Source organism: Burkholderia sp. BKH01 (assembly GCF_025685725.1).
Lineage (GTDB): Bacteria > Pseudomonadota > Gammaproteobacteria > Burkholderiales > Burkholderiaceae > Burkholderia > Burkholderia pyrrocinia_C.
In genome coordinates this window covers 206,108-228,403 of the sequence record NZ_JAOTQT010000009.1, presented here as the reverse complement: position 1 = coordinate 228,403, position 22,296 = coordinate 206,108, and the positions used below count along the sequence as shown (strand labels likewise).

Below are 22,296 nucleotides of genomic sequence, written 5' to 3'. Positions count from 1 at the left end.
AGGAGAAGCCGTTTGCCGAAGTTGAGCGTCGATCTCGACACCCTCAAGCGCCTCGCGCAGTTCGCGGCCCGGCGCAGTGCCGAGGATCGCATCCCGCAAGTGGCGGGCAGTCTGACGTTTACGACGATGCTGGCGCTCGTGCCGCTCGTGACGGTCGCGTTCGCGTTGTTTACCGCGTTCCCGATGTTCGCGTCGTTCCAGATCTCGCTGCAGGGGTTCCTCGCGGATCACCTGATGCCCGCGCAGTTCAACGTCCAGATCTTCAAGTACCTGAACCAGTTCGCGTCGAAGGCCAAGGGGCTGACGACGGCCGGCCTGATCGTGCTCGTCGTCACGTCGGTGATGACGATGATGACGATCGAATCGGCCTTCAACCTGATCTGGCGGGTGCGCAAGCCGCGGCCGTTCGCGCAGCGCGTGCTCGCGTACTGGGCGCTGATCACGCTCGGCCCGCTGCTGTTCGGCGTGAGCCTGTCGATCTCGTCGTACCTGTTCACACAGTCGCTCGCGTTCACCGGTGCGGGTCCGTCCACGTCGATCGTCGAGTGGTTGCTCGCGCTTGCGTCGCTGCCGCTGACGGTGCTCGCGTTCACGCTGCTGTACGTGTACCTGCCGAACTGCACGGTCGCATGGCGCGACGCGGTGATCGGCGGGCTGTTCGCGGCCGTCGCGTTCGAGCTCGCGAAACGCGGCTTCGGCTACTACGTGCGGCGCATTCCGACCTATACGGCCGTGTACGGCGCGTTCGCGGCGCTGCCGGTGTTTCTGCTGTGGGTGTATCTCAGCTGGTTCGTCGCGCTGCTCGGTGCGATGGTGACCTCCGCGCTGCCGGCGATCCGCGTCGGCCAGTTCCATCGCATCCACTATCCGGGCAGCGACCTGCTCGATGCGCTCGAACTGCTCGCGCGGCTTGCCGAGGCGCGCGCGGCCGGCAAGCCCGGGTACGCGGCGCTGCGGCTTGCGGCCATGCTGCGCTGCGACATGGAAACCGCGCAACGGCTGCTGACGACCATGGAGGAACGCGAATGGGTCGCGCGACTGGACAGCGGTGACGCCGCGCCGCGCTACGTCCTGCTGGCAAACCCGGAGCAGTTGACCCTGGCGCAACTGTTCGACGTGCTGGTGATCGACCGCACGGAGCTGACCTACCAGTTGCAGCGGCGCCGCAGCCATGTCGAAGGCGCGGCGCTGCTCGCGGTGCTGTCGAGCGACCGGTTCGACGTGTCGCTCGCGTCGCTGATCGCCGCGCATCGGCTCGCGGGCGCGCAGCCGGCGGGCATCTCCGGGCCGACGCCGGACGGCGTGTCCGACCCGCACGCGCGGCCGCCGCGGCCCGCTTGAATGCCGCACCCGGCGGCTACAGCGAAATCTTGCCGATGCAAATGTCCTTGAACATCACCCAGTCGCCCATCAGGCTGTAGATCGGGTGCCGGAACGTGGCCGGGCGGTTCTTCTCGAAGAAGAAGTGTCCGACCCACGCGAACCCGTAGCCGCAGACGACAGCCGCCGGCAGCCACAGCCAGCTCCCTGTCGCGATCGCCATCGCGACGCAGCCGATCACGCCGAGCGAGCCGATGAAGTGCAGCCGCCGCGACGTCAGGTTCCGGTGTTCGTTCAGGTAATACGGGTAGAAATCAGCGAAGCTGGCGAATTGCTCCGAATGCGTATGCGCCATGGCCGTCTCCTCGGGCCGCTGTTCATGGGGCCATTGTGCGGCCGGCGGCCGGTGTCCGCAAGCGGGGGCGGCCCGCCGCGCCGGCCCGCGCTTTCCTTTTGACAGGCTTTCCGATAGGATCGAAAGAGGATTTGCATTCAAGCATGAGGGGACTACGATGCGCGTCAGCGATATTCTGAAAGTGAAGGGCAACACGCTGTTTACGGTGACGCCCGATAAACCGCTGCGCGAAGCGGTCGATACGATGGCCGAGCACGACATCGGTTCGCTCGTCGTGATGGAGTACGGCGATCTCGTCGGGATGCTGACGTTCCGCGAGATCATCCTGCGCCTGCACGTCAACGGCGGCGCGATCGGCGACGTGCAGGTGCGCAAGGTGATGGACGAGCCGCTCACGTGCACGCCGGAAACGGACGTCAACGAAGTGCGCCGGATGATGCTCGAGCGCCACGCGCGCTACATGCCCGTGCTCGACAAGAAGGTGCTGATGGGCGTCATTTCGTTCTACGACGTCGCGAAGACGGTCGTCGAGGCGCAGAGCTTCGAGAACCGGATGCTGAAGGCATACATCCGCGACTGGCCGGAATCGGAAGCCGAAGCGCACAAGCCGTGAACCGCGCCGCGCCCTGCGCCCTGATGCGCGGGCGTCGCCATCCGGCATGCGGCGGCGCAGGTTTGTCCTGCGCCGCCGTTTTTTCAACGACAACACGACAAGGCCCGCGCAGCTTCGCCAAGACGACGCGCGCGTATTCCGCATGAGCGATCAAACGCAAGCCACTCCGGGGCGGCGCGACGAACGGCGCGCCCACGCATCGCAGTTCGACCTGCTGCGCGAACGCCGTTTCGCACCGTTCTTCACGACCCAGTTCCTCGGTGCGCTGAACGACAATGTCTTCAAGATCGGCTTCACGTCGCTCGTCACCTATCACACCGCGCGGTTCTCCGGCGTCGACGCGAAAACGGCCGCATTCCTGATTTCCGCGATCTTCATCCTGCCGTTCGTGCTGTTCTCGGCGACGTCCGGCCAGATCGCCGACAAGTATGACAAGGCGACCCTCACGCGCTTCGTGAAGACCTTCGAGATCGTGTTGATGCTGGTCGGCGCGGCCGGCTTCGTCACGCACAGCGCGACGCTGCTGTATCTGTGCACGTTCATGATGGGAATGCACTCGACGCTGTTCGGGCCCGTCAAGTATTCGTACCTGCCGCAGCATCTCGGCGAGCACGAACTGGTCGGCGGCAACGGCCTTGTCGAGATGGGCACGTTCATCGCGATCCTGATCGGCACGATCATCGGCGGCGCGGCCGCGGGAATCGAAGGCAGCGGCGAGCGCGTACTCGCGGTGAGTGTCGTCGTCATCGCGCTCGCGGGGCGGCTCGTCTCGCAGCGCGTGCCGTCCACGCCGGCGCCGCAGCCCGATCTCGTGATCAACTGGAATCCGTTCAGCGAGACCTGGCGCAACCTCGGGCTCGCGCGGCAGAACCGTACCGTGTTCCTGAGCCTGCTCGGCATCTCGTGGTTGTGGTTCGTCGGCGCGACGTTCCTCACGTCGTTCTTCAATTTCGCGAAGGACGTGCTGTCCGCGAGCCCCGACGTCGTCACGATCCTGCTCGCGACGTTCTCGATCGGCATCGGCCTCGGTTCGCTGCTGTGCGAACGGCTGTCGCAGCGGCGCGTCGAGATCGGTCTCGTGCCGCTCGGCTCGATCGGCATCAGCGTGTTCGCGATCGAACTGTATTTCGCGAGCCACGCGCTGCCGTCGCCCGGCCACTTGCTGTCGGTCGGCGAATTCCTGGCCGGCGCGCGCCACTGGCGCATCCTCGCCGACCTGTTCCTGCTCGCGATGTTCGGCGGCTTCTACAGCGTGCCGCTGTACGCATTGATCCAGAGCCGCAGCGCGCCGACGCACCGCGCGCGGATCATCGCCGCGAACAACATCCTGAACGCGCTGTTCATGATCCTGTCGGCCGTGATGGCGATGGGGCTGACCAAGGCCGGTGTCGACATCCCGGGCCTGTTCCTCGTCACCGCACTGCTGAACGTCGTCGTCGCGGCGTATATCTACCTGCTCGTGCCCGAGTTCCTGCTGCGCTTCGTCGCGTGGGTGCTCGTGCATACCTTCTACCGGATTCGCCTCGTGCACGCGGAGCGGATCCCGGCGGAGGGGGCGGCCGTGCTCGTGTGCAACCACGTCAGCTACGTCGATGCGCTCGTGCTGGCCGCCGCGAGTCCGCGCCCGATCCGTTTCGTGATGGATCACCGGATCTTCAAGACGCGCTTCGCGAGCTGGGTGTTCCGGCATGCGAAGGCGATCCCGATCGCGCCGCGCCACGAGGATCCCGGGATGCTCGCGCGCGCGTACGACGCGTGCGAGGCCGCGCTGAAGGACGGCGAACTCGTGTGTATCTTCCCCGAGGGCAAGCTGACGAAGACGGGCGACATCAATACGTTCCACCACGGCATCACCGAAATTCTGAGCCGCACGCCGGCGCCGGTGATTCCGATGGCGCTGCGCGGGCTTTGGGGCAGCTATTTCTCACGGCATTCCGATGCGCGGATGCCGCGGCCCATCAAGCGCGGCGTGATGAGCCGGCTGACGCTGGCGGTCGGCGAGCCGATCCCGGCGTCGGTTGCGACGCCCGAGTCGCTGCAGGCCGCGGTGACCGAGCTGCGCGGCGCGCGGAAGTAGGCGGCGCGCGCCGGCATCGCGCGGGCAGGGATTCGGCTGCAAGTCGGCCGGAACGGGCTTCCGGCCGCACCGGCCGGGCCGCGTATGCCCTTACCGTGCGCCCGGCCGGCGTTTCATGCGGCCCGCGGGCCCGGGACGGCTGGCATAATAGCGGTTTACCTCTTTTTCTCGACCGGCAAACGATCGACCTGCCTGCGGCTTGGGCAGCGCATCGGTTTGCCCATTTCTCATTGGGCGGTTCCATCATGTCCGGCAATACTCTCGGCACGCTTTTCACTGTCACGACCTTCGGCGAATCGCACGGTCCCGCGATCGGCTGCGTGATCGACGGCTGCCCGCCGGGGATGGGGCTGACCGAAGCCGACATCCAGGTCGAGCTCGATCGCCGCAAGCCCGGCACGTCGCGACACGTGACGCAACGGCAGGAAGCCGACGAGGTCGAGATCCTGTCGGGCGTGTTCGAAGGCGTGACGACCGGCACGCCGATCGCGCTGCTGATCCGCAACACCGACCAGCGCAGCAAGGACTACGGCAACATCGTCGAGACGTTCCGTCCCGGCCATGCCGATTACACGTACTGGCAGAAATACGGCATCCGCGACTATCGCGGCGGCGGCCGTTCGTCCGCTCGCCTGACTGCGCCGATCGTCGGCGCGGGTGCGGTCGCGAAGAAGTGGCTGCGCGAGCGCTTCGGCGTCGAGGTGCGCGGCTACATGAGCAGCCTCGGCGAGATCGACGTGCCGTTCGTCGACTGGTCGTACGTGCACGAGAATCCGTTCTTCTCGCCGAACGCGGCGGTCGTTCCGGAACTTGAGGCCTACATGGATGCGCTGCGCAAGGATGGCGACTCGATTGGCGCGCGCATCGACGTCGTCGCGTCGGGCGTGCCGGTCGGCTGGGGCGAGCCCGTGTTCGACCGCCTCGATGCGGATATCGCGAAGGCGATGATGAGCATCAACGCGGTGAAGGGCGTCGAGATCGGCGCGGGCTTCGACAGCGTCGCGCAACGCGGCTCGGTGCACGGCGACGAACTGACGCCGGGCGGTTTCATCGGCAACCATGCGGGCGGCGTGCTCGGCGGGATCTCGACGGGGCAGGACATCACCGTGTCGATCGCGATCAAGCCGACCTCGAGCATTCGCACGCCGCGCCGTTCGATCACGAAGGCTGGCGAGGAGGCCACGGTGGAAACCTTCGGCCGCCACGATCCGTGCGTCGGCATCCGCGCGACGCCGATCGCCGAGTCGATGCTCGCACTGGTGCTGATCGACCATGCGCTGCGCCATCGCGCGCAGTGCGGTGACGTCGAGACGACGACGCCGAAGATCGCGGGCAGCGCGACCTGACGCAAGCGGGCGGTGCGCGGTGCGCATCGTCTCGACCGTCGAGCAATGAATGCAAACGAAACGGGGCGCTGCGTGATGCAGCGCCCCGTTTCGTTTGCAGCAGTTTGCCATGGCCCATAAAACGCGCCGCTCGTGGCGGCGCGTTCCGGCAGCTTACATGTTCGGGTAATTCGGCCCGCCGCCGCCTTCGGGCGTGACCCACACGATGTTCTGCGTCGGGTCCTTGATGTCGCAGGTCTTGCAGTGCACGCAGTTCTGCGCGTTGATCACCAGGCGATCGCTGCCGTCGTCGTTCTTCATGAACTCGTACACGGCCGCCGGGCAGAAGCGCGCCTCCGGCCCCGCGTACGTACGCAGGTTCACGTTCACCGGCACGTTCGCATCCTTCAGCGTCAGGTGCGCCGGCTGGTTCTCCTCGTGGTTCGTGTTCGAGATGAACACCGACGACAGCCGGTCGAACGTCAGCTTGCCGTCCGGCTTCGGATACTCGATCGGCTCGCACTGCGACGCCGGCTTCAGCGTCTCGTGGTCCGCGTGCTGGTGGTGCAGCGTCCACGGCACGTTGCCGCCCATCACCTTCTGCTCGAGCCCGACCATCAGCGTGCCCAGGTACAGCCCCTTGGCCATCCACTGCTTGAAGTTGCGCGCGCGGTACAGCTCCGTGTACAGCCACGACTGCTTGAAGGCGTCCGGGTATGCGTTGAGCTCGTCGCCTTGACGGCCGGCCTGCAGCGCGTCGAACGCGGCGTCCGCCGCCAGCATGCCGGTCTTGATCGCCGCGTGGCTGCCCTTGATCCGCGATGCGTTCAGGAAACCCGCGTCGTCGCCGATCAGCGCGCCGCCCGGGAACACCGTCTTCGGCAGCGACAGCAGCCCGCCCGCGGTGATCGCGCGCGCGCCGTACGACACGCGCTTGCCGCCTTCGAGGAACGCGCGGATCGACGGGTGCGTCTTGTAGCGCTGGAATTCCTCGAACGGCGACAGGTACGGGTTCGTGTAGCCGAGGCCGACCACGAAGCCGACCACGACCTGGTTGTTGTCCATGTGATACAGGAACGAGCCGCCGTAGGTATCCGACTTCAGCGGCCAGCCGGCCGTGTGGATCACGAGGCCCGGCTTGTGCTTCGCGGGATCGATTTCCCACAGTTCCTTGATGCCGATCCCGTACGCCTGCGGATCGGCGTTCGCGTCGAGCTTGAACTTCGAGATCAGCTGGCGGCCAAGGTGGCCGCGGCAGCCTTCGGCGAACAGCGTGTACTTCGCGTGCAGCTCCATGCCGAGCTGGAAGTTCTCGGTCGGCTCGCCGTCCTTGCCCACGCCCATGTTGCCGGTCGCGACACCTTTCACGGAGCCGTCGTCGTTGTACAGGATCTCGGCAGCCGGGAAGCCCGGGAAGATCTCGACGCCCAGCGCTTCCGCCTGTGCCCCAAGCCAGCGCGTGACGTTGCCCAGAGAGATCACGTAGTTGCCGTGGTTCTTGAAGTTCTCGGGCAGCGCCCAGTTCGGCGTCGTCACCGCGCTCTTCTCGGACAGGAACAGGAAGCGGTCTTCCGTCACCTCGACGGTGAGCGGCGCGCCCTGTTCCTTCCAGTCGGGAAACAGTTCGGTGATCGCGCGCGGGTCCATCACTGCGCCCGACAGGATGTGCGCGCCGATCTCGGAACCCTTCTCGAGCACGCACACGCCGATCTCGGTGCCTTTCTCGGCGGCCAGCTGCTTGAGCCGGATCGCCGCCGACAGCCCGGCGGGGCCGCCGCCGACGATCACGACGTCGTATTCCATCGATTCGCGCGGGCCGTATTGCTCGATGAGGCTTGCGGGGGTCATTGGCGTTCCTCTAACCGTTAGAATGCTTTTATTCGGGAGCGTATTGTCTGCGAAACGAAACGCTTGCCGCAACAGCATGCGTCTAGATTAGCACGATCGTTCTATTTTTTGTGCTAGGGTTATGCCGCTCGGGCCGTGTTGCCCGGGCTGGCGAAATGACATCGAAAGGGGATGTGCAAATGGGTCGATCGATCAATCTGGAAGGCAAGGTTGCGCTGGTCACGGGCGCGTCGAGCGGCCTCGGGCAGCGTTTTGCGCAGGTTCTGTCGCAGGCCGGCGCGAAGGTCGTGCTCGCGAGCCGCCGCGTCGAGCGCCTGAAGGAGCTGCGCGCGGAGATCGAGGCGGCGGGCGGTGCCGCGCACGTCGTGTCGCTCGACGTCACCGACGTCCAGAGCATCAAGGCGGCGGTCGCGCACGCGGAGACGGAAGCCGGCACGATCGACATCCTCGTGAACAATTCCGGCGTGTCGACGATGCAGAAGCTCGTCGACGTGACGCCGGCCGATTTCGAGTTCGTGTTCGATACCAACACGCGCGGCGCATTTTTTGTCGCGCAGGAAGTCGCGAAGCGGATGATCATGCGCGCGAACGGCAGCGGTAACGGCAAGCCGCCGTGCCGAATCATCAACATCGCGTCGGTGGCCGGGCTGCGCGTGTTTCCGCAGATCGGGCTGTACGCGATGAGCAAGGCCGCGGTCGTGCAGATGACGCGCGCGATGGCGCTCGAATGGGGGCGCCACGGGATCAATGTCAACGCGATCTGTCCGGGTTACATCGATACCGAAATCAATCATTACCTGTGGGAAACCGAGCAGGGCCAGAAACTGCAGTCGATGCTGCCGCGCAAGCGCGTCGGCAAGCCGCAGGATCTCGACGGGCTGTTGTTGCTGCTCGCGGCCGACGAGTCGCAGTTCATCAACGGCTCGATCATCTCCGCCGACGACGGCTTCGGCCTCGCCTGAGCGGATGACATTCAGCAACAAAGAAGACTGCAATGAGCGCAACAAGCGATTACTCACCCGTTTTTCAGATGTCGATGCCGATCCGCTGGGGCGACATGGACGCGTTCGGTCACGTGAACAACACGGTCTATTTCCGCTACATGGAGCAGGCGCGGATCTCGTGGTTCGAGGAACTCGGCATCGCCGGCGGCAACGGCGAGGGGCAGGGGCCCGTCATCGTCACGGCGTCGATGGAATTTCTCAAGCAACTGCATTATCCGGGCGACGTGATCGCGAAGATGTCGGCCGCGAAACCCGGCAGAAGCAGCTTCGACACCGGTTTCGAACTCATGCGTGCGGACGATCCGCAGCACGTCTATGCGCGCGGCAACGCGCGCTGCGTGTGGGTCGACTATGCGCTCGGCAAGTCGGTGCCGCTGCCGCAACTGCTGCGCGACACGATCGAGCGCGCGCTCGCGACGAAAATCGGCTGAGCGCCGATATGGCGAGGCCGGCGCCGGCGCGCCGGTGAGTCGCCACGCCCCTTGTTACCCGAATCGGCCGCCTTGTGCGGCCGATTGTCGTCCGGGCGCCGCCATTCACTGCTCGTTCATTGCCCGAGCAGGCGCTGCAGCAGTTCCGGCGTGTTGTTCGTCCCGTACTTGCGCATCAGCCGTGCGCGGTAGATGTCGACCGTGCGCGAGCTGATGTCGAGCACGCGCCCGATCTGCTTGCTGGTCTTGCCGGTCGCGAGTTGCGCGGCGATCTCGCGCTCGCGCGGAGTCAGTTCGACCGCGACGCGGCGCGTCGCGCTCAAATCCTCGAAGGTCCAGACGCCGGCCGCGAGCGGCGCGGTGCGGTCGAGCGCGCGGCCCGTCACGTGGCACCAGAACAGCTCGCCGTCGGCCCGTTTCATGATTCTGTCATCCGAGTAGATGCCGTTCGCGGCCATCACGCGCGAGATGCGCTCGCCGATTCGCTGGAATTCGTCCGTCGACGGGTAGAGCACCTCGTATGATTTCCCAATCAGGTCGGCCCGCGCGCAGCGGAAGATCGACGCGAGCGCGTCGTTGCAGTCCTCGATTACGCGGTCGCGCGACATCACGAGGCCGAGCGGCGCGAGGTGGAAGGCAGTCTGGTAATCGAGAGCGGGCATGGCGCAGGCAAGCGGAGGCAAACGCTTATGTATTTTTGCGTATTGTGCCGCATCCGCGCCGCATCGTACCCTTTCAGGCATCTCGTGGCAGTTCGCCGCGACATAAAAACAGCGCGCCTCGACGCAGGCATCGCCGCGCATGCATAGAATGATGCGGCGGGCTTGCCGCCCACGTGGGCGCGTGAACCGGTTTCGCTGGTTTCCATAAAGGAAGGGACAACAGATGAACAAAGTCTATCCAAGCGCGGCTGCCGCGCTGGAAGGGATCGTCCGCGACGGACAGACCTTCGCGGTGGGCGGCTTCGGCCTGTGCGGGATTCCCGAGGCGCTGATCGGCGCGTTGCGCGATTCGGGCGTCAAGGGCATCACCTGCATCAGCAACAACGCGGGTGTCGACGGCTTCGGTCTCGGCCTGCTGCTGGAAACGCGCCAGATCAAGAAGATGATCTCGTCGTATGTCGGCGAGAACAAGGAGTTCGAGCGCCAGTACCTGGCCGGCGAACTCGAGCTCGAATTCACGCCGCAAGGCACGCTCGCCGAAAAGCTGCGCGCGGGCGGCGCGGGCATCCCCGCGTTCTTCACGAATACCGGCTACGGCACCGTGATTGCGGAAGGCAAGGAAACGCGCCAGTTCGGCGATCGCCACTACGTGCTCGAGCCGTCGCTGACGGCCGACGTCGCGCTCGTGAAGGCCTGGAAGGCCGACAAGTCCGGCAACCTGATCTATCGCCGCACCGCGCGCAACTTCAACCCGATGTGCGCGATGGCCGGCAAGATCACCGTGGTGGAAGTCGAGGAGATCGTCGAGAACGGCGCACTCGATCCGGACCAGGTCCATACGCCGGGGATTTTCGTGCAGCGCATCGTGCTGAACGCGACGCCCGAAAAACGCATCGAACAACGCGTCGTACGCGCGAAAGGAGACTGACATGGCCTGGAATCGTGACCAGATGGCCGCGCGCGCGGCGAAGGAACTGCAGGACGGCTTCTACGTGAACCTCGGCATCGGCCTGCCGACGCTCGTCGCGAACCACGTGCCGGAAGGCGTCGAGGTGTGGCTGCAGTCGGAGAACGGCCTGCTCGGCATCGGCCCGTCGCCGACCGAAGACGAGGTCGACGCCGATCTCATCAACGCCGGCAAGCAGACCGTCACGACGCTGCCGGGCTCGTCGATCTTCTCGTCGGCCGACTCGTTCGCAATGATCCGCGGCGGCCACATCAACCTCGCGATCCTCGGTGCGATGCAGGTCAGCAAGCAGGGCGACCTCGCGAACTGGATGATCCCCGGCAAGATGATCAAGGGGATGGGCGGCGCGATGGACCTCGTCGCCGGCGTGAAGCGCGTCGTCGTGCTGATGGAGCACGTCGCGAAGGGCGACCAGCACAAGATTCTCGACGAATGCAACCTGCCGCTGACGGGTGTCGGCGTGGTCGATCTGATCATCACCGATCTCGGCGTGATCGAAGTGACGCCGGCCGGCCTGAAGGTCCTCGAGCTCGCCGACGGCGTGAGCGCCGACGAGATCCAGGCGAAGACGGGCGCGCCGCTCGACGTGAGCGCGGTCGCGTAAGCCGACGGAGGTTGGCTCCGCGCGCTATTGCGCGGCTACGGCGCCCCGCATGCTTCGATGCATGCGGGGCGCCGTCTTTTGGCGCGCGCGAATGCGCGTTTCCATGGCGGTCGCGCCCGTGTCGCAGACTTTTTTCGACGTACTACGCGATTGCGCCGCCGCCGTCGACGAGCACGGTCGAACCGGTCGAATACGGCGTCGCCGCCAGATAGACGATCGCGTTCGCGACATCCTCGGGACGACCCACGCGGCGCGCCGGCAACCGCTGCGCGGCGCCGGCGAACATGGCGTCGCGCGCGTCAGTCGCGAGCTTGTCCCACAGTGGCGTGGCGATCAGGCCGGGCGACACCGTGTTGACGCGTACGGGGGCCAGTTCGAGTGCCAGGCCGCGGGCCAGTGCATCGAGTGCCGCATTGATCGCGCCCTGCAGTACCGATGATGTACTCGGTCGCACGCCGAGAAAACCCGACACGAACGTCAGCGAGCCGCCCGGGACGATGTCGATTGCCCGCGCGATGCGATACGCGCCCCAGAACTTGCTGTCCATCGCGGCCTGCGCGGCGTCGAATGCGAGCGAACGGACCGGGCCTGTTGCGGTCTGTGCGGCGGAAATCACGACGTGGTCGAACCGGTCGGCGCGTGCGCAGAATGCATCGACTTCGTCGGTTCGCGTGATATCGAGCGGTGCGAAGCGCGTGCCGCGGCCGATCGCGGCCGCGACCGCCTCGCCCTTGCGTGCGTCGCGCGATGCGATCGTCACGCGTGCGCCGCGTTGCGCGAATGCCTGCGCGGCGGCCGCGCCGATCCCGGAGCTCCCGCCGACCACGAGCACCGCGTTGCCATTGAATGAATCGTTCATGATGGTCCGTTCCCGTTGATAAGAAAGAAATCCGGTCAGATCGTCTCGGTTTCGCGCAGCGTCGCCGCGTTGCCGAGCGCGTAACGCGCGATCTCGTCCTTGCGCATGAACGCGACGCCCGGATGCGATCGCGCGTAGCGCAGGAATTCGTCCCACGCACGGACCATCTGCGGCGTGCCGCTGATGCGGTCGTGCGCGCTGATCGACATCATGCGGCGTCGCTGCCCGGCCTCCGCGTAGAGTTGGTCGAAATCGAGCTTGATCTGCTCCAGGAACATCGTCGGCGAGTAATTGCGGCCTTCGATCAGCAGGATGTCGTTGTTGCGCAGCGTGTACGGGACGACGGCGAAATCGTGCCCGTTCACGGTCTCGATGAACGGCTCGTCGCGGCTGACGTCGTCGATGTGATAGGTGTAGCCGAGTTCCTGCAACAGCGACAGCGTGTTCGGCCCGCGCCGCAACCAGTTGCAGTTGTAGCCGATCGGTCTCGTGCCGGTCGCCGTCTCGACCATGTCGCGCGCTTCGATCAGGAAGCGGCGCTCGTCGTCGCGGCTCATCGCGAACTGCGAGCGCCAGCGTGGGCCGTGCGCCGACGCCTCGTGGCCGCGCGCGACGATCTCCCGCGCGAGATCGGGGCGGTGCAGGACGGCTTCGCCGATCATGTGCGACGTGACTTTCACGCCATGCCGGTCCCACAGATCGAGCATGCGCGGGATGCCTTCGCGATAGCCGTACGCGAACCAGGTGCCCGACGCGAGGTCTGCCGGCACGGAAGGGGGGAACGCGACGCCCGGAAACGGGCTGTCCGCGCCCTTGGGCGGTTGGCCGCCGGCCTCGAATTGCATCGAGATCGAGATCACGAGGCGGATGTCGTCCGGCCAGAACGTGCCGCCCGCGGCGGTCGGCGCAGCGGGCGGCCCGGCCGTTCCGGCGTTTGCGTGCCGCGCCGCGCTGCCGAGTACCGCGCCGGCGGCGGCCAGCCCGGCGCCGGCACCGGCCTGTGCGAGGAATGCGCGGCGGGCCGCGCGCGTCGGAGGATCGAAGTTCGTCATCGGCTGGGCCCTCAGTTTGCGACGCCGAGTTGGCGCATCAGCGTCAGGTTGTCTTCGATGTGCCAGTTCTCGGCGATCCGGCCGGCCGCGATCCGGTAGATGTCGGTCGCGACGAAATCGACCGCCTGTCCGTGGCCGGTCGTGTTGCCAAAGACCTCGGTGAAATGTCCGCGAAACCGCAGGTGGACGACGACGCGATCGCCGGCGACGATCATCTGCTCGATCTCGCAATGCAGGTCGGGAATCGCCGCGCGCATCGTTCGCGATGCTGCGAGCGGCCCCGGCACACCCTGGGCCCGTCCGACCGGCAGCGTGCGATCCATGAAGTCGGCAGCGAGGGCCGCGCGCGCAAGCGCCTCGTCTCCCGTGTCCCAGAACGTGGCGTAGCGGCGCGCCGCAAGGATCTGGTCGCGCGCCTGAGCGGGGGGCAGTCCGGCCGCGACCGTCAGGTGCAACGGGGTCGCGAGATCGGCCGCATTGGCGGTGACGGGCGGTAGCGCGACTGCGGCAAACGTCGCCGCGAGCGTGCCGGCAATCGAGCGGCGCAGGAATGGTTGCAACGCAGACATCGGATTCTCCCTTTTTCATGATGGTGCGCCTGGATGGCGCGGTGACGTCATGGTAGGTTTCCGAATTCGATACAAATACCAAGGGAAAGCGAATGGATTATTCGAAAAAAGGAAAGGGTGGCGGATCGAGGATGCTCGAATGCTGATCGACGACCTGCCGGCGCTGGAAACCTTCTCGATCGTCGTCGCGGCGGGCAGCCTGTCGGCGGCGGCGCGGGAGCAGGACTTGTCGCTGTCGGTAATCAGCAAACGGCTTGCGCATCTGGAGGCTCGGCTCGGGGTGCGGCTGCTGCACCGGACGACTCGCCGGCAGACGCTGACCGACGAGGGCGCGCTGTTCCATGCACAGGTGCTGCGCATCCTCGCCGAAGTCGACCTGACGGAAACGCTGATGCAGGATCGCCGCGGCACGGTGAGCGGCCTGCTGCGCGTGACCGCGCCGGGCGAGATCGGGCGCCTGCGGATCGCGCCGCTCGTCGCCGAGTTCCTGCGCCGGCATCCGCAGGTGTGCGTGCAATTGATTCTGACCGACACGGTCGTCGATCTGCTCGCGCACGAGATCGATGTCGCGGTGCGGATCGGCAGTCTCGCCGATTCGTCGATGATCGCGCGTGAACTGGCGCCGAACCGCCGCGTGCTGTGCGCGTCGCCGGCATACGTGGCCGAATGCGGCATGCCGGTGCATCCCGGCGAGCTGCATGCGCACCGCTGCATCGTGATGGGCGAGCAGCCGCAGGCCGAATGGCGGTTCGATGGCGTGGACGGTCCGATCGCGGTCGAGGTCGCGGCGGCGCTGCTGACCAACGACGGAGGCGCGGCGCGCATGCTTGCGCTCGACGGCGCGGGCATTGCGTTGAAGTCGATTTGGGACGTCGCGCCCGATCTCGAGGCGGGCCGGCTCGTGCGGGTGCTGCCTGCATATGCGGCGCCGGCGGCGCCGCTGCATGCGGTCTATCCGGGCGGGCGGCATCTCGCGTTGCGCGTGCGGACGTTCGTCGATTTCGTGCGCGAGCACCTGCAGGCGTCGTGGCGCTGGGACGCGAGCTGACGATGCGCGCGATTGTGCGGATCGTTTCGTCGGAAGGGAGCGCACGGCGAATGCCACGCGCGACGCGTTCCGCGGCACGGATGGCAGGCGGCGGAACGCGTCGCGCGACCGAAGCGTTTACAATCGTCTGCATTGGGCCGCGCCAGCGTTGCCTCGCTGCGCGCCCCCGTTCGACAGGATGCCAACGATGCCAACGACCCCAGTGAATCCCCCGGTTCCGCGCCAGCGGCGCGTGCAGTGTGCGAGCGCTGTCGGCCTTCACCACGTCGCCTATACCGAGTGGGGCGATTCCGCCAATCCGCGCGTGCTGATCTGCGTGCATGGCCTGACCCGTTCCGGGCGCGATTTCGATCGGCTCGCCGCCGCGCTGTCCGATACGTATCGCGTCGTTTGCCCCGATATCGTTGGGCGCGGCCGGTCGGACTGGCTTGCCGATCCGCGGCTCTATGCGATCCCGCAATACGTGGCCGACATGGTGACGCTGATCGCGCGGCTCGACGTCGAATCGGTCGACTGGTTCGGCACGTCGATGGGCGGCCTGATCGGCATCGCGCTCGCGGGGCTGCCCGGTTCGCCGCTGCGCCGGATGATCGTCAACGACGTCGGCCCGCGCATCGAACCCGATTCGCTGACGCGCATCGGCGAGTATCTCGGCGTGCAGCCGCGCTTTGCGACCGAGCAGGAAGGTATCGACTATCTGACGTCGTTGTCGCTGCCGTTCGGCGCGCTGACCGCCGACGAGTGGCGCGAGATCAACGGGCCGCTGCTGCGCGAGCTGCCCGAAGGCGGCTGGACGATGCGCTACGATCCGCGCGTCGCCGAGCCGTTCAAGGCGACGACGCCCGAACTGGCCGCGCTCGGCGAGGCCGCGCTGTGGCGTGCCATCGAGACGACGGACGCGTCGCTGCTCGTCGTGCGCGGCGAGACGTCCGACCTGCTGTCGCGCGAGACGGTGGCCGACATGATGCGTCGCGGCCGGCGTGTGACGCAGGCCGAGATTCCGGGTGCGGGCCACGCGCCGGCGTTCATCGGCGCCGACCAGATTGCGCTTGCACGGCGGTTTTTCGTCGAAGGCGACGCATAAACGCGTCATAATATGCGGTTCGGCGGCACGCGGGCCGTGTCGTCGTCCGATTCTTCACCCACTCAAGACCGGAACATTCCATGGCAGTCATTCGTCACCACGTCGGGGCCCGTCTCTCCGAAACCGCGATCCACAACGGTACCGTGTATCTGGCAGGCCAGATCGCCGAAGACACCACGCAGGACATCAAGGGCCAGACGCGCGAAGTGCTCGGCCACATCGACCGCCTGCTCGCCGAAGCGAACAGCGACAAGGCGCATCTGCTGTCGGTGCAGATCTACATCTCGGACCTGGCGAATTTCGAAGGCATGAATGCGGAGTGGGACGCGTGGGTCGCGCAGGGCAACACGCCGCCGCGCGCCACCGTCGAGGCGAAGCTCGCGGATCCGGCGCTGCTCGTCGAGATCGTGGTCGTCGCCGCGCAGCGGAGCTGAGCCGCGCTGAGTTGAGTTGAGTTGAGCATTAACCGACGATGACCGCATTCCGTCAGGCCGTGCAATGACCGAGTCCGTTTCCACTTCCCCCGTCGCGGCACCGTCGTTCGACGACGTGCTCGCGTTCGTGCGCGAGCGGGCCGGCAATGCACGCCTGTCGTCCGGCGAACTGCTTGCCGATCACTCGGCGGGCACGGCGTCGATCATGCGCACGCTGAACGTCGATCCGTCCGCGATGCAGGCCGCCGCGCTGTTCGTACTGACGCCGCACCTGAGCGACCCGGAGCGCGAGCTCACCGAACGTTTCGGCGACGAAGTGGCGCGGCTCGTGTCGGACGTGCGCAAGCTGTTGCGGCTCGGCACCGTCAGCCTGCGCGCCCAGAATGCGGTGCCCGACGCCGGGCGCGACGCGGCGGAAGAGCGGCGCACGCAGATCGAGGCGCTGCGCAAGATGCTGCTCGCGTTCGCGCAGGACATCCGCGTGGTGCTGATCCGGCTCGCGTCGCGGTTGCAGTCGCTGCGCTACTACGCGGCCGCGAAGATCGACCCGCCGCCCGACGTCGCGCGCGAGACGCTCGAGATCTATGCGCCGCTCGCCAACCGTCTCGGGATCTGGCAATTGAAGTGGGAGCTCGAGGATCTCGCGTTCCGCTTCGAGGATCCCGTCACCTACAAGCGGATCGCGAAGCTGCTCGACGAGAAGCGCATCGAACGCGAGGCCTACGTCACGCTGGCGATCGAGCGGCTGCAGCACGAGCTGGCGGCCGCACACATCCAGGCCGACGTGAGCGGCCGGCCGAAGCATATCTACAGCATCTGGCGCAAGATGCGCGGCAAGGAACTCGATTTCTCCGAGCTGTACGACGTGCGCGCGTTTCGTGTGATCGTGCCCGACATCAAGGATTGCTACGCGGTGCTCGGCATCGTGCATCACCTGTGGCAGCCGGTGCCGAAGGAGTTCGACGACTATATCTCGCGTCCGAAGCCGAACGGCTATAAGTCGCTGCATACGGTCGTGATCGGCGACGACGGCCGTGCGTTCGAAGTGCAGATCCGCACGCAGGAGATGCACCGCTTCGCCGAGTACGGCGTTGCCGCGCACTGGCGCTACAAGGAGGCCGGCGCGCGCGGCTATGGCGGCCAGTTCTCGGCGAGCGACAAGTACGACGAGAAGATCGCGTGGCTGCGCCAGTTGCTCGCATGGAAGGACGACGTCGAGGACGGCCCCGGGGTATCGGGCGACCAGGCGTGGGCGCAATTGCGCGAGACGTCGCTCGACGACGACCACATCTACGTGCTGACGCCGCAGGCGCGCGTGATCGCGCTGCCGCAGGGCGCGACGCCGGTCGATTTCGCGTACCACCTGCACAGCGAACTCGGTCATCGCTGCCGCGGCGCGCGCGTCGACGGCGCGATGGTGCCGCTGAACACGCCGCTCGCGAACGGCCAGACGGTCGAAATCGTCGCGGTGAAGGAGGGCGGGCCGTCGCGCGACTGGCTGAACCTGCAGCTCGGCTACCTGAAGAGCTCGCGCGCGCGCCAGAAGGTGCGGGCGTGGTTCAACTCGATCGAGCAGGAAGAAAACATCTCGCATGGCCGGGCGCTCGTCGAAAAGACGCTGCAGCGCGAGGGCAAGACGTCGGTCAACCTGGACACCCTCGCCGCGAAGCTCGGTTTCAAGTCGCCCGAGGAGTTGTTCTCGGTCGTCGGCAAGGAAGAATTCAGCCTGCGCAATGTCGAGCACGCGCTGTCCGATGCGCCGCCGCCCGAGCCGGCGCCCGAGGCGCCTGCCGATTTCGAAAAGCGCGGCAGCGGTGCGAGCGTCGCGCACGGCGCGTCGACCGGCGTGCTGGTGGTGGGCGTCGACGCGCTGCTGACCCAGCTCGCGCGTTGCTGCCGGCCTGCGCCGCCCGATCCGATCAGCGGCTTTGTCACGCGCGGCAAGGGGATGTCGATCCATCGCAGCGACTGCCCGACGTTTCGCCGGATGGTCGAGCGCGCACCGGAGCGCGTGCTGCAGACGACCTGGTCGGCAGACGTGCTGGGCGGGCGCGGCGCGTCCGTCTATCCGGTCGACCTGATGATCGAGGCGAGCGACCGGCAAGGGTTGCTGCGTGACATCTCCGAAGTGTTCGCACGCGAAAAGATGAACGTGGTGGGCGTGAAGACGCAGAGCCGCCGCAATGCGGCATTCATGCAGTTCACGGTCGAGGTGTCGAATTCGGCACAGGTGCAGCGCGCCTGCACGCTGCTAGGTGAAGTACAGGGCGTGGTGCGGGCCGGCCGCAAGGCGTGATGGGGTTGGAACGCCGTTATTTTGCTGCGACCGCATAAAAACGCTTGCCAAACCGATAACGGCTCCATATAATTTCAGCTTCTCTAGGCTCGTAGCTCAGCTGGTTAGAGCACCACCTTGACATGGTGGGGGTCGTTGGTTCGAGTCCAATCGAGCCTACCAACGAATTGAGAATGCCCGGTCTTCGGGTATTCGATGCAGTAAATAGCTCAACGCGAACAAGGCGAATACGGTTATGACACCGCGAACGTTGACCGAAACCACTTCGGAGCGACGCTAGTCGAGGAACGTTTTCGCCCTTTCAGTTTGAGTGAAGTATCGAATGCGGCCCCTCGAAAGCGGGGCCGCATTTTTTTTGTCGCGAAATTTTCGCGCGTGACTTTTATATCGCGTGCTTGGTCTGCCGCCCACTGTCGGCATCACGGAGATTGCCATGGTTTCGATACGCTTGCCTGACGGCTCAGTTCGACAATACGAGCATCCGGTGACAGTTGCCGAGGTTGCAGCCTCGATCGGTCCCGGCCTTGCGAAGGCTGCGCTTGGTGGCAAGCTCGACGGCGAGCTCGTCGATACGTCCGCGGTGATCGACCGCGACGCGTCGCTCGCCATCGTCACGGACAAGGATGCCGACGGCCTCGACATCATCCGCCACTCGACGGCGCACTTGCTCGCATACGCGGTGAAGGAACTGTATCCGGATGCGCAGGTGACGATCGGCCCCGTGATCGACAACGGCTTCTATTACGACTTCTCGTATAACCGTCCGTTTACGCCGGAAGATCTGGAAAAGATCGAAAAGCGCATGCAGGAGATCGTGAAGAAGGACGAGCCCGTGACGCGCCGTGTCGTGTCGCGCGACGAGGCCGCGGGTTACTTCCGCAGCCTCGGCGAGAAGTACAAGGCCGAGATCATCGAGTCGATTCCGCAGAACGACGAAATCAAGCTGTATTCGCACGGCGGCTTCACCGATCTGTGCCGCGGCCCGCACGTGCCGTCGACCGGCAAGCTGAAGGTCTTCAAACTGATGAAGGTCGCGGGCGCGTACTGGCGCGGCGATTCGAAGAACGAGCAGCTGCAGCGCATCTACGGCACGGCCTGGACCAAAAAGGAAGACCAGGACCAGTACCTGCACATGCTCGAGGAGGCGGAAAAGCGCGACCACCGCAAGCTCGGCAAGCAGCTCGACCTGTTCCACATGCAGGAAGAGTCGCCGGGCATGGTGTTCTGGCATCCGAAGGGCTGGGCGCTGTGGCAGCAGGTCGAGCAGTACATGCGCCGCCGCGTGAACGAAGCCGGTTACCTCGAGATCAAGACGCCGATGATCATGGATCGCTCGCTGTGGGAAGCGTCGGGCCATTGGCAGAACTACCGCGAGAACATGTTCACGACGGAGTCGGAAAAGCGCGACTACGCGATCAAGCCGATGAACTGCCCTGGGCACGTCCAGGTGTTCAAGCACGGCCTGCGTTCGTACCGCGACCTGCCGCTGCGTTACGCGGAGTTCGGCTCGTGCCACCGCAACGAGGCGTCGGGCGCGCTGCACGGCCTGATGCGCGTGCGCGGCTTCGTGCAGGACGATGCGCACATCTTCTGCACGGAAGACCAGATCATTGCCGAGTCGATCGCGTTCAACAAGCTCGCGATGAGCGTGTACGGCGATTTCGGCTTCGACCACATCGACATCAAGCTGTCGCTGCGTCCCGAGCAGCGCATGGGTTCCGACGAAACGTGGGACCGTGCCGAGCAGGGGCTGCGCGAAGCGCTGACGGCGTGTGGCCTTCAGTGGGAAGAGCTGCCGGGCGAGGGTGCGTTCTACGGTCCGAAGATCGAGTACCACATCAAGGACGCGCTCGGCCGTTCGTGGCAGTGCGGCACGCTGCAGCTCGACATGATGCTGCCGGAGCGCCTCGGCGCCGAGTACGTGGCGGAAGACAACAGCCGTCGCCGGCCCGTGATGCTGCACCGTGCGATCGTCGGTTCGATGGAGCGATTCCTCGGCATTTTGATCGAGCACCACGCTGGTGCGATGCCGGTCTGGCTCGCGCCGATGCAGGCTGTTGTGCTCAATATCGCCGAAAGTCAGGTCGAATATGCGCAATCTCTGGCCCAATCGTTGCAAAAACAAGGGGTTAGAGTGACGGCCGATTTGCGCAACGAGAAGATTAGCTATAAAATACGCGAGCACACGCTGGAAAAGGTGCCTTATCTCCTCGTCGTGGGTGATAAGGAGCGTGATGCGCAAACGGTAGCCGTGCGTGCCCGTGGCGGCGTCGATCTTGGCGTGATGCCGGTCGATGCCTTCGTTGAGCGTCTGCAGGAAGACCTGCGCTCGTTCAAGTAACCGCCCTGGCAGCGCGGCTCGTTTTTTTAATTTTTAGAGGAAACGTAACATCGCTACTGATAAGTCGTCGCATCGCATCAACGGTGAAATCACTGCGCCGGAAGTGCGTCTGGTCGGGATCGAGAACGAACCGCTCGGTATCGTAAAACTCGCTGATGCTTTCCGTAAATCGGAAGAACTGGATGTTGACCTGGTGGAAATCGCGCCGCAAGCGGTTCCCCCGGTTTGCCGTCTGATGGATTACGGCAAGTTCAAGTACCAGGAATCGAAGAAGCAGCACGAAGCGAAGCTGAAGCAGAAGGTCATCCAGGTCAAGGAAGTCAAGTTCCGCCCGGGTACCGATGACGGGGATTACAACGTCAAGCTCCGCAATCTCGTGCGCTTCCTCGAAGAGGGCGACAAGACGAAGATCACGTTGCGTTTCCGAGGTCGCGAAATGGCTCACCAGGAAATCGGTATGCGGATGCTCGAGCGTCTGCGCACGGATCTCGAGGAAGTCGGCCAGGTCGAGCAGATGCCGAAGATGGAAGGGCGCCAGATGATCATGGTGCTCTCGCCGAAGAAAAAGAAGTAACGGGCTCGCGCGCTTTGCGCGCAGGTTCGGAAGTGGTTCGGCGCGTTGCCCGGTCAGGGCGGCGCGCCAACAATGACGGCGGCTGTGCAAGCGGTTCGCCGTACACAAGTGGACTGGGTTTCGAAGGGCGGGTCAAGGGCGCAAGCCAACCGCACACCCATCGCCATCTAATAAACTGGAGTTGTTCGTCATGCCTAAGATGAAGACCAAGAAGAGCGCTGCAAAGCGCTTCGTGGTGCGTCCGGGCGGTACCGTCAAGCGCGGTCAAGCCTTCAAGCGTCACATCCTGACCAAGAAAACCACGAAGAACAAGCGTCATCTGCGTGGCGCCACGGCAGTTCATGATTCCGATCTGAACTCCGTCCGCGCAATGCTCCCGTTCGCGTAACCCCTCAATCGATACTCCAAGGAGAGAAACATGCCTCGAGTCAAACGTGGGGTAACCGCACGGGCCCGCCACAAGAAGATCATCAACCTGGCCAAGGGTTATCGCGGCCGCCGCAATAACGTCTACCGCATCGCCAAGCAGGCGGTGATGCGCGCTGGCCAGTACGCGTACCGCGATCGCCGCAACAAGAAGCGTGTGTTCCGCGCACTGTGGATCACGCGTATCAACGCGGCAGTTCGCCAGCACGACATGACCTACAGCGTGTTCATCAACGGCCTGAAGAAGGCGTCGATCGAACTCGACCGTAAGGTGCTGGCCGACATGGCGGTGTTCGACAAGGCTGCTTTTGCTGCGATCGTCAAGCAGGTGAAAGCCGCCGTTGCAGCCTAATTGCGAAATTAGCACTGCGTGGTTAGTTGCAGCGATGATCCGGTAGTCTCGGCCG

Annotated in this window: 22 protein-coding genes and 1 tRNA gene; 17 read left to right on the top strand and 6 right to left on the bottom strand. The window is 65.3% G+C overall.

Features of this window, described 5'->3' with window-relative positions; genetic code table 11:
• The first annotated feature begins 12 nt into the window (after nucleotides 1–12).
• On the top strand, nucleotides 13–1,341 hold the full coding sequence (locus OEJ37_RS16645; RefSeq protein WP_263344877.1) for a YihY family inner membrane protein: 1,329 nt from the start codon (nucleotides 13–15) through the stop codon (nucleotides 1,339–1,341).
• A gap of 16 nt (nucleotides 1,342–1,357) precedes the next feature.
• Here the strand turns inward: OEJ37_RS16645 and OEJ37_RS16640 are convergent, their stop codons facing one another.
• A complete protein-coding gene (locus OEJ37_RS16640; protein WP_174420463.1) occupies nucleotides 1,358–1,675 on the bottom strand; it encodes an Mpo1-like protein in 318 nt (105 codons plus the stop codon).
• Between the two features lie 157 nt (nucleotides 1,676–1,832).
• Here OEJ37_RS16640 and OEJ37_RS16635 point away from each other — a divergent pair, with 157 nt between their 5' ends.
• From OEJ37_RS16635 to aroC, 3 genes are all read left to right on the top strand, one after another.
• Nucleotides 1,833–2,288: a CBS domain-containing protein gene (locus tag OEJ37_RS16635; protein WP_006488504.1), complete on the top strand. Its 456-nt coding sequence runs from the start codon at nucleotides 1,833–1,835 to the stop codon at nucleotides 2,286–2,288.
• A gap of 142 nt (nucleotides 2,289–2,430) precedes the next feature.
• Nucleotides 2,431–4,365, top strand: a complete 1,935-nt coding sequence (locus OEJ37_RS16630) for an MFS transporter (protein WP_175918730.1) — start codon at nucleotides 2,431–2,433, stop codon at nucleotides 4,363–4,365.
• Between the two features lie 245 nt (nucleotides 4,366–4,610).
• A complete protein-coding gene (gene aroC / locus OEJ37_RS16625; RefSeq protein WP_174420461.1) occupies nucleotides 4,611–5,711 on the top strand; it encodes a chorismate synthase in 1,101 nt (366 codons plus the stop codon).
• Nucleotides 5,712–5,864: 153 nt separating this feature from the next.
• Here aroC and OEJ37_RS16620 read toward each other — a convergent pair whose 3' ends face one another.
• Entirely contained in the window at nucleotides 5,865–7,538 is a 1,674-nt protein-coding gene (locus OEJ37_RS16620) for an electron transfer flavoprotein-ubiquinone oxidoreductase (RefSeq protein WP_263344873.1), read from the bottom strand.
• Between the two features lie 179 nt (nucleotides 7,539–7,717).
• Between OEJ37_RS16620 and OEJ37_RS16615 the strand changes: the two genes are divergently transcribed.
• Nucleotides 7,718–8,500, top strand: a complete 783-nt coding sequence (locus tag OEJ37_RS16615) for an SDR family oxidoreductase (RefSeq protein ID WP_124454775.1) — start codon at nucleotides 7,718–7,720, stop codon at nucleotides 8,498–8,500.
• A gap of 32 nt (nucleotides 8,501–8,532) precedes the next feature.
• On the top strand, nucleotides 8,533–8,973 hold the full coding sequence (locus OEJ37_RS16610; protein WP_175919839.1) for an acyl-CoA thioesterase: 441 nt from the start codon (nucleotides 8,533–8,535) through the stop codon (nucleotides 8,971–8,973).
• A gap of 116 nt (nucleotides 8,974–9,089) precedes the next feature.
• On the opposite strand, the gene OEJ37_RS16605 is transcribed toward OEJ37_RS16610, so the two are convergent.
• Nucleotides 9,090–9,635: a LuxR C-terminal-related transcriptional regulator gene (locus tag OEJ37_RS16605; protein WP_072444303.1), complete on the bottom strand. Its 546-nt coding sequence runs from the start codon at nucleotides 9,633–9,635 to the stop codon at nucleotides 9,090–9,092.
• Between the two features lie 223 nt (nucleotides 9,636–9,858).
• On the opposite strand from OEJ37_RS16605, the gene OEJ37_RS16600 reads away from it, so the two are divergent.
• Both OEJ37_RS16600 and OEJ37_RS16595 read left to right on the top strand, forming a co-directional pair.
• Nucleotides 9,859–10,563 carry a CoA transferase subunit A gene (locus tag OEJ37_RS16600; RefSeq protein WP_111017248.1) on the top strand — a complete coding sequence of 235 codons (705 nt, stop codon included), beginning with the start codon at nucleotides 9,859–9,861 and terminating at the stop codon, nucleotides 10,561–10,563.
• A 1-nt stretch (nucleotide 10,564) separates the two neighbouring features.
• Nucleotides 10,565–11,206 carry a CoA transferase subunit B gene (locus tag OEJ37_RS16595; protein ID WP_047900502.1) on the top strand — a complete coding sequence of 214 codons (642 nt, stop codon included), beginning with the start codon at nucleotides 10,565–10,567 and terminating at the stop codon, nucleotides 11,204–11,206.
• A 142-nt stretch (nucleotides 11,207–11,348) separates the two neighbouring features.
• On the opposite strand, the gene OEJ37_RS16590 is transcribed toward OEJ37_RS16595, so the two are convergent.
• From OEJ37_RS16590 to OEJ37_RS16580, 3 genes are read right to left on the bottom strand one after another with little or no spacing between them, the layout of a single operon-like run.
• Nucleotides 11,349–12,065 (bottom strand): SDR family oxidoreductase, encoded by a 717-nt coding sequence (locus tag OEJ37_RS16590; RefSeq protein WP_263344871.1) that lies wholly within the window; start codon nucleotides 12,063–12,065, stop codon nucleotides 11,349–11,351.
• Nucleotides 12,066–12,100: 35 nt separating this feature from the next.
• Nucleotides 12,101–13,117: a polysaccharide deacetylase family protein gene (locus tag OEJ37_RS16585; RefSeq protein WP_263344870.1), complete on the bottom strand. Its 1,017-nt coding sequence runs from the start codon at nucleotides 13,115–13,117 to the stop codon at nucleotides 12,101–12,103.
• A gap of 11 nt (nucleotides 13,118–13,128) precedes the next feature.
• Complete coding sequence (locus OEJ37_RS16580; protein ID WP_263344869.1) at nucleotides 13,129–13,686, bottom strand: ester cyclase; 558 nt, start codon at nucleotides 13,684–13,686, stop codon at nucleotides 13,129–13,131.
• 139 nt (nucleotides 13,687–13,825) lie between these two features.
• On the opposite strand from OEJ37_RS16580, the gene OEJ37_RS16575 reads away from it, so the two are divergent.
• The 9 genes from OEJ37_RS16575 (at nucleotide 13,826) to rplT (ending at nucleotide 22,241) form a co-directional block, all read left to right on the top strand.
• Complete coding sequence (locus tag OEJ37_RS16575) at nucleotides 13,826–14,734, top strand: LysR family transcriptional regulator (protein ID WP_263344868.1); 909 nt, start codon at nucleotides 13,826–13,828, stop codon at nucleotides 14,732–14,734.
• A gap of 187 nt (nucleotides 14,735–14,921) precedes the next feature.
• Nucleotides 14,922–15,818, top strand: coding sequence for an alpha/beta fold hydrolase (locus OEJ37_RS16570; protein ID WP_263344867.1), 897 nt, complete (start codon nucleotides 14,922–14,924; stop codon nucleotides 15,816–15,818).
• Nucleotides 15,819–15,898: 80 nt separating this feature from the next.
• A complete protein-coding gene (locus tag OEJ37_RS16565) occupies nucleotides 15,899–16,252 on the top strand; it encodes a RidA family protein (RefSeq protein ID WP_014897238.1) in 354 nt (117 codons plus the stop codon).
• A 64-nt stretch (nucleotides 16,253–16,316) separates the two neighbouring features.
• Nucleotides 16,317–18,548: a RelA/SpoT family protein gene (locus OEJ37_RS16560; RefSeq protein WP_263344865.1), complete on the top strand. Its 2,232-nt coding sequence runs from the start codon at nucleotides 16,317–16,319 to the stop codon at nucleotides 18,546–18,548.
• A gap of 85 nt (nucleotides 18,549–18,633) precedes the next feature.
• Nucleotides 18,634–18,710: transfer RNA gene (locus OEJ37_RS16555), tRNA-Val, on the top strand.
• Nucleotides 18,711–18,981: 271 nt separating this feature from the next.
• A complete protein-coding gene (gene thrS, locus OEJ37_RS16550; protein ID WP_174421590.1) occupies nucleotides 18,982–20,889 on the top strand; it encodes a threonine--tRNA ligase in 1,908 nt (635 codons plus the stop codon).
• Nucleotides 20,890–20,938: 49 nt separating this feature from the next.
• Nucleotides 20,939–21,463, top strand: a complete 525-nt coding sequence (gene infC, locus OEJ37_RS16545; RefSeq protein ID WP_071734130.1) for a translation initiation factor IF-3 — start codon at nucleotides 20,939–20,941, stop codon at nucleotides 21,461–21,463.
• 190 nt (nucleotides 21,464–21,653) lie between these two features.
• Nucleotides 21,654–21,851 carry a 50S ribosomal protein L35 gene (gene rpmI, locus OEJ37_RS16540; protein ID WP_004191477.1) on the top strand — a complete coding sequence of 66 codons (198 nt, stop codon included), beginning with the start codon at nucleotides 21,654–21,656 and terminating at the stop codon, nucleotides 21,849–21,851.
• A gap of 30 nt (nucleotides 21,852–21,881) precedes the next feature.
• Complete coding sequence (rplT, locus tag OEJ37_RS16535; protein ID WP_004192938.1) at nucleotides 21,882–22,241, top strand: 50S ribosomal protein L20; 360 nt, start codon at nucleotides 21,882–21,884, stop codon at nucleotides 22,239–22,241.
• Nucleotides 22,242–22,296 lie beyond the last annotated feature (55 nt).

Coding starts and splice junctions, on each gene's coding strand:
- OEJ37_RS16590 (WP_263344871.1), bottom strand. CDS start 12,065: ATGAACGATTCATTCAATGGCAACGCGGTGCTCGTGGTCGGCGGGAGC.
- OEJ37_RS16580 (WP_263344869.1), bottom strand. CDS start 13,686: ATGTCTGCGTTGCAACCATTCCTGCGCCGCTCGATTGCCGGCACGCTC.
- OEJ37_RS16565 (WP_014897238.1), top strand. CDS start 15,899: ATGGCAGTCATTCGTCACCACGTCGGGGCCCGTCTCTCCGAAACCGCG.
- OEJ37_RS16635 (WP_006488504.1), top strand. CDS start 1,833: ATGCGCGTCAGCGATATTCTGAAAGTGAAGGGCAACACGCTGTTTACG.
- OEJ37_RS16560 (WP_263344865.1), top strand. CDS start 16,317: ATGACCGAGTCCGTTTCCACTTCCCCCGTCGCGGCACCGTCGTTCGAC.
- rplT (WP_004192938.1), top strand. CDS start 21,882: ATGCCTCGAGTCAAACGTGGGGTAACCGCACGGGCCCGCCACAAGAAG.
- OEJ37_RS16620 (WP_263344873.1), bottom strand. CDS start 7,538: ATGACCCCCGCAAGCCTCATCGAGCAATACGGCCCGCGCGAATCGATG.
- OEJ37_RS16575 (WP_263344868.1), top strand. CDS start 13,826: ATGCTGATCGACGACCTGCCGGCGCTGGAAACCTTCTCGATCGTCGTC.
- OEJ37_RS16570 (WP_263344867.1), top strand. CDS start 14,922: ATGCCAACGACCCCAGTGAATCCCCCGGTTCCGCGCCAGCGGCGCGTG.
- thrS (WP_174421590.1), top strand. CDS start 18,982: ATGGTTTCGATACGCTTGCCTGACGGCTCAGTTCGACAATACGAGCAT.
- OEJ37_RS16630 (WP_175918730.1), top strand. CDS start 2,431: ATGAGCGATCAAACGCAAGCCACTCCGGGGCGGCGCGACGAACGGCGC.
- OEJ37_RS16605 (WP_072444303.1), bottom strand. CDS start 9,635: ATGCCCGCTCTCGATTACCAGACTGCCTTCCACCTCGCGCCGCTCGGC.
- rpmI (WP_004191477.1), top strand. CDS start 21,654: ATGCCTAAGATGAAGACCAAGAAGAGCGCTGCAAAGCGCTTCGTGGTG.
- OEJ37_RS16610 (WP_175919839.1), top strand. CDS start 8,533: ATGAGCGCAACAAGCGATTACTCACCCGTTTTTCAGATGTCGATGCCG.
- OEJ37_RS16585 (WP_263344870.1), bottom strand. CDS start 13,117: ATGACGAACTTCGATCCTCCGACGCGCGCGGCCCGCCGCGCATTCCTC.
- OEJ37_RS16615 (WP_124454775.1), top strand. CDS start 7,718: ATGGGTCGATCGATCAATCTGGAAGGCAAGGTTGCGCTGGTCACGGGC.
- OEJ37_RS16600 (WP_111017248.1), top strand. CDS start 9,859: ATGAACAAAGTCTATCCAAGCGCGGCTGCCGCGCTGGAAGGGATCGTC.
- OEJ37_RS16595 (WP_047900502.1), top strand. CDS start 10,565: ATGGCCTGGAATCGTGACCAGATGGCCGCGCGCGCGGCGAAGGAACTG.
- aroC (WP_174420461.1), top strand. CDS start 4,611: ATGTCCGGCAATACTCTCGGCACGCTTTTCACTGTCACGACCTTCGGC.
- OEJ37_RS16640 (WP_174420463.1), bottom strand. CDS start 1,675: ATGGCGCATACGCATTCGGAGCAATTCGCCAGCTTCGCTGATTTCTAC.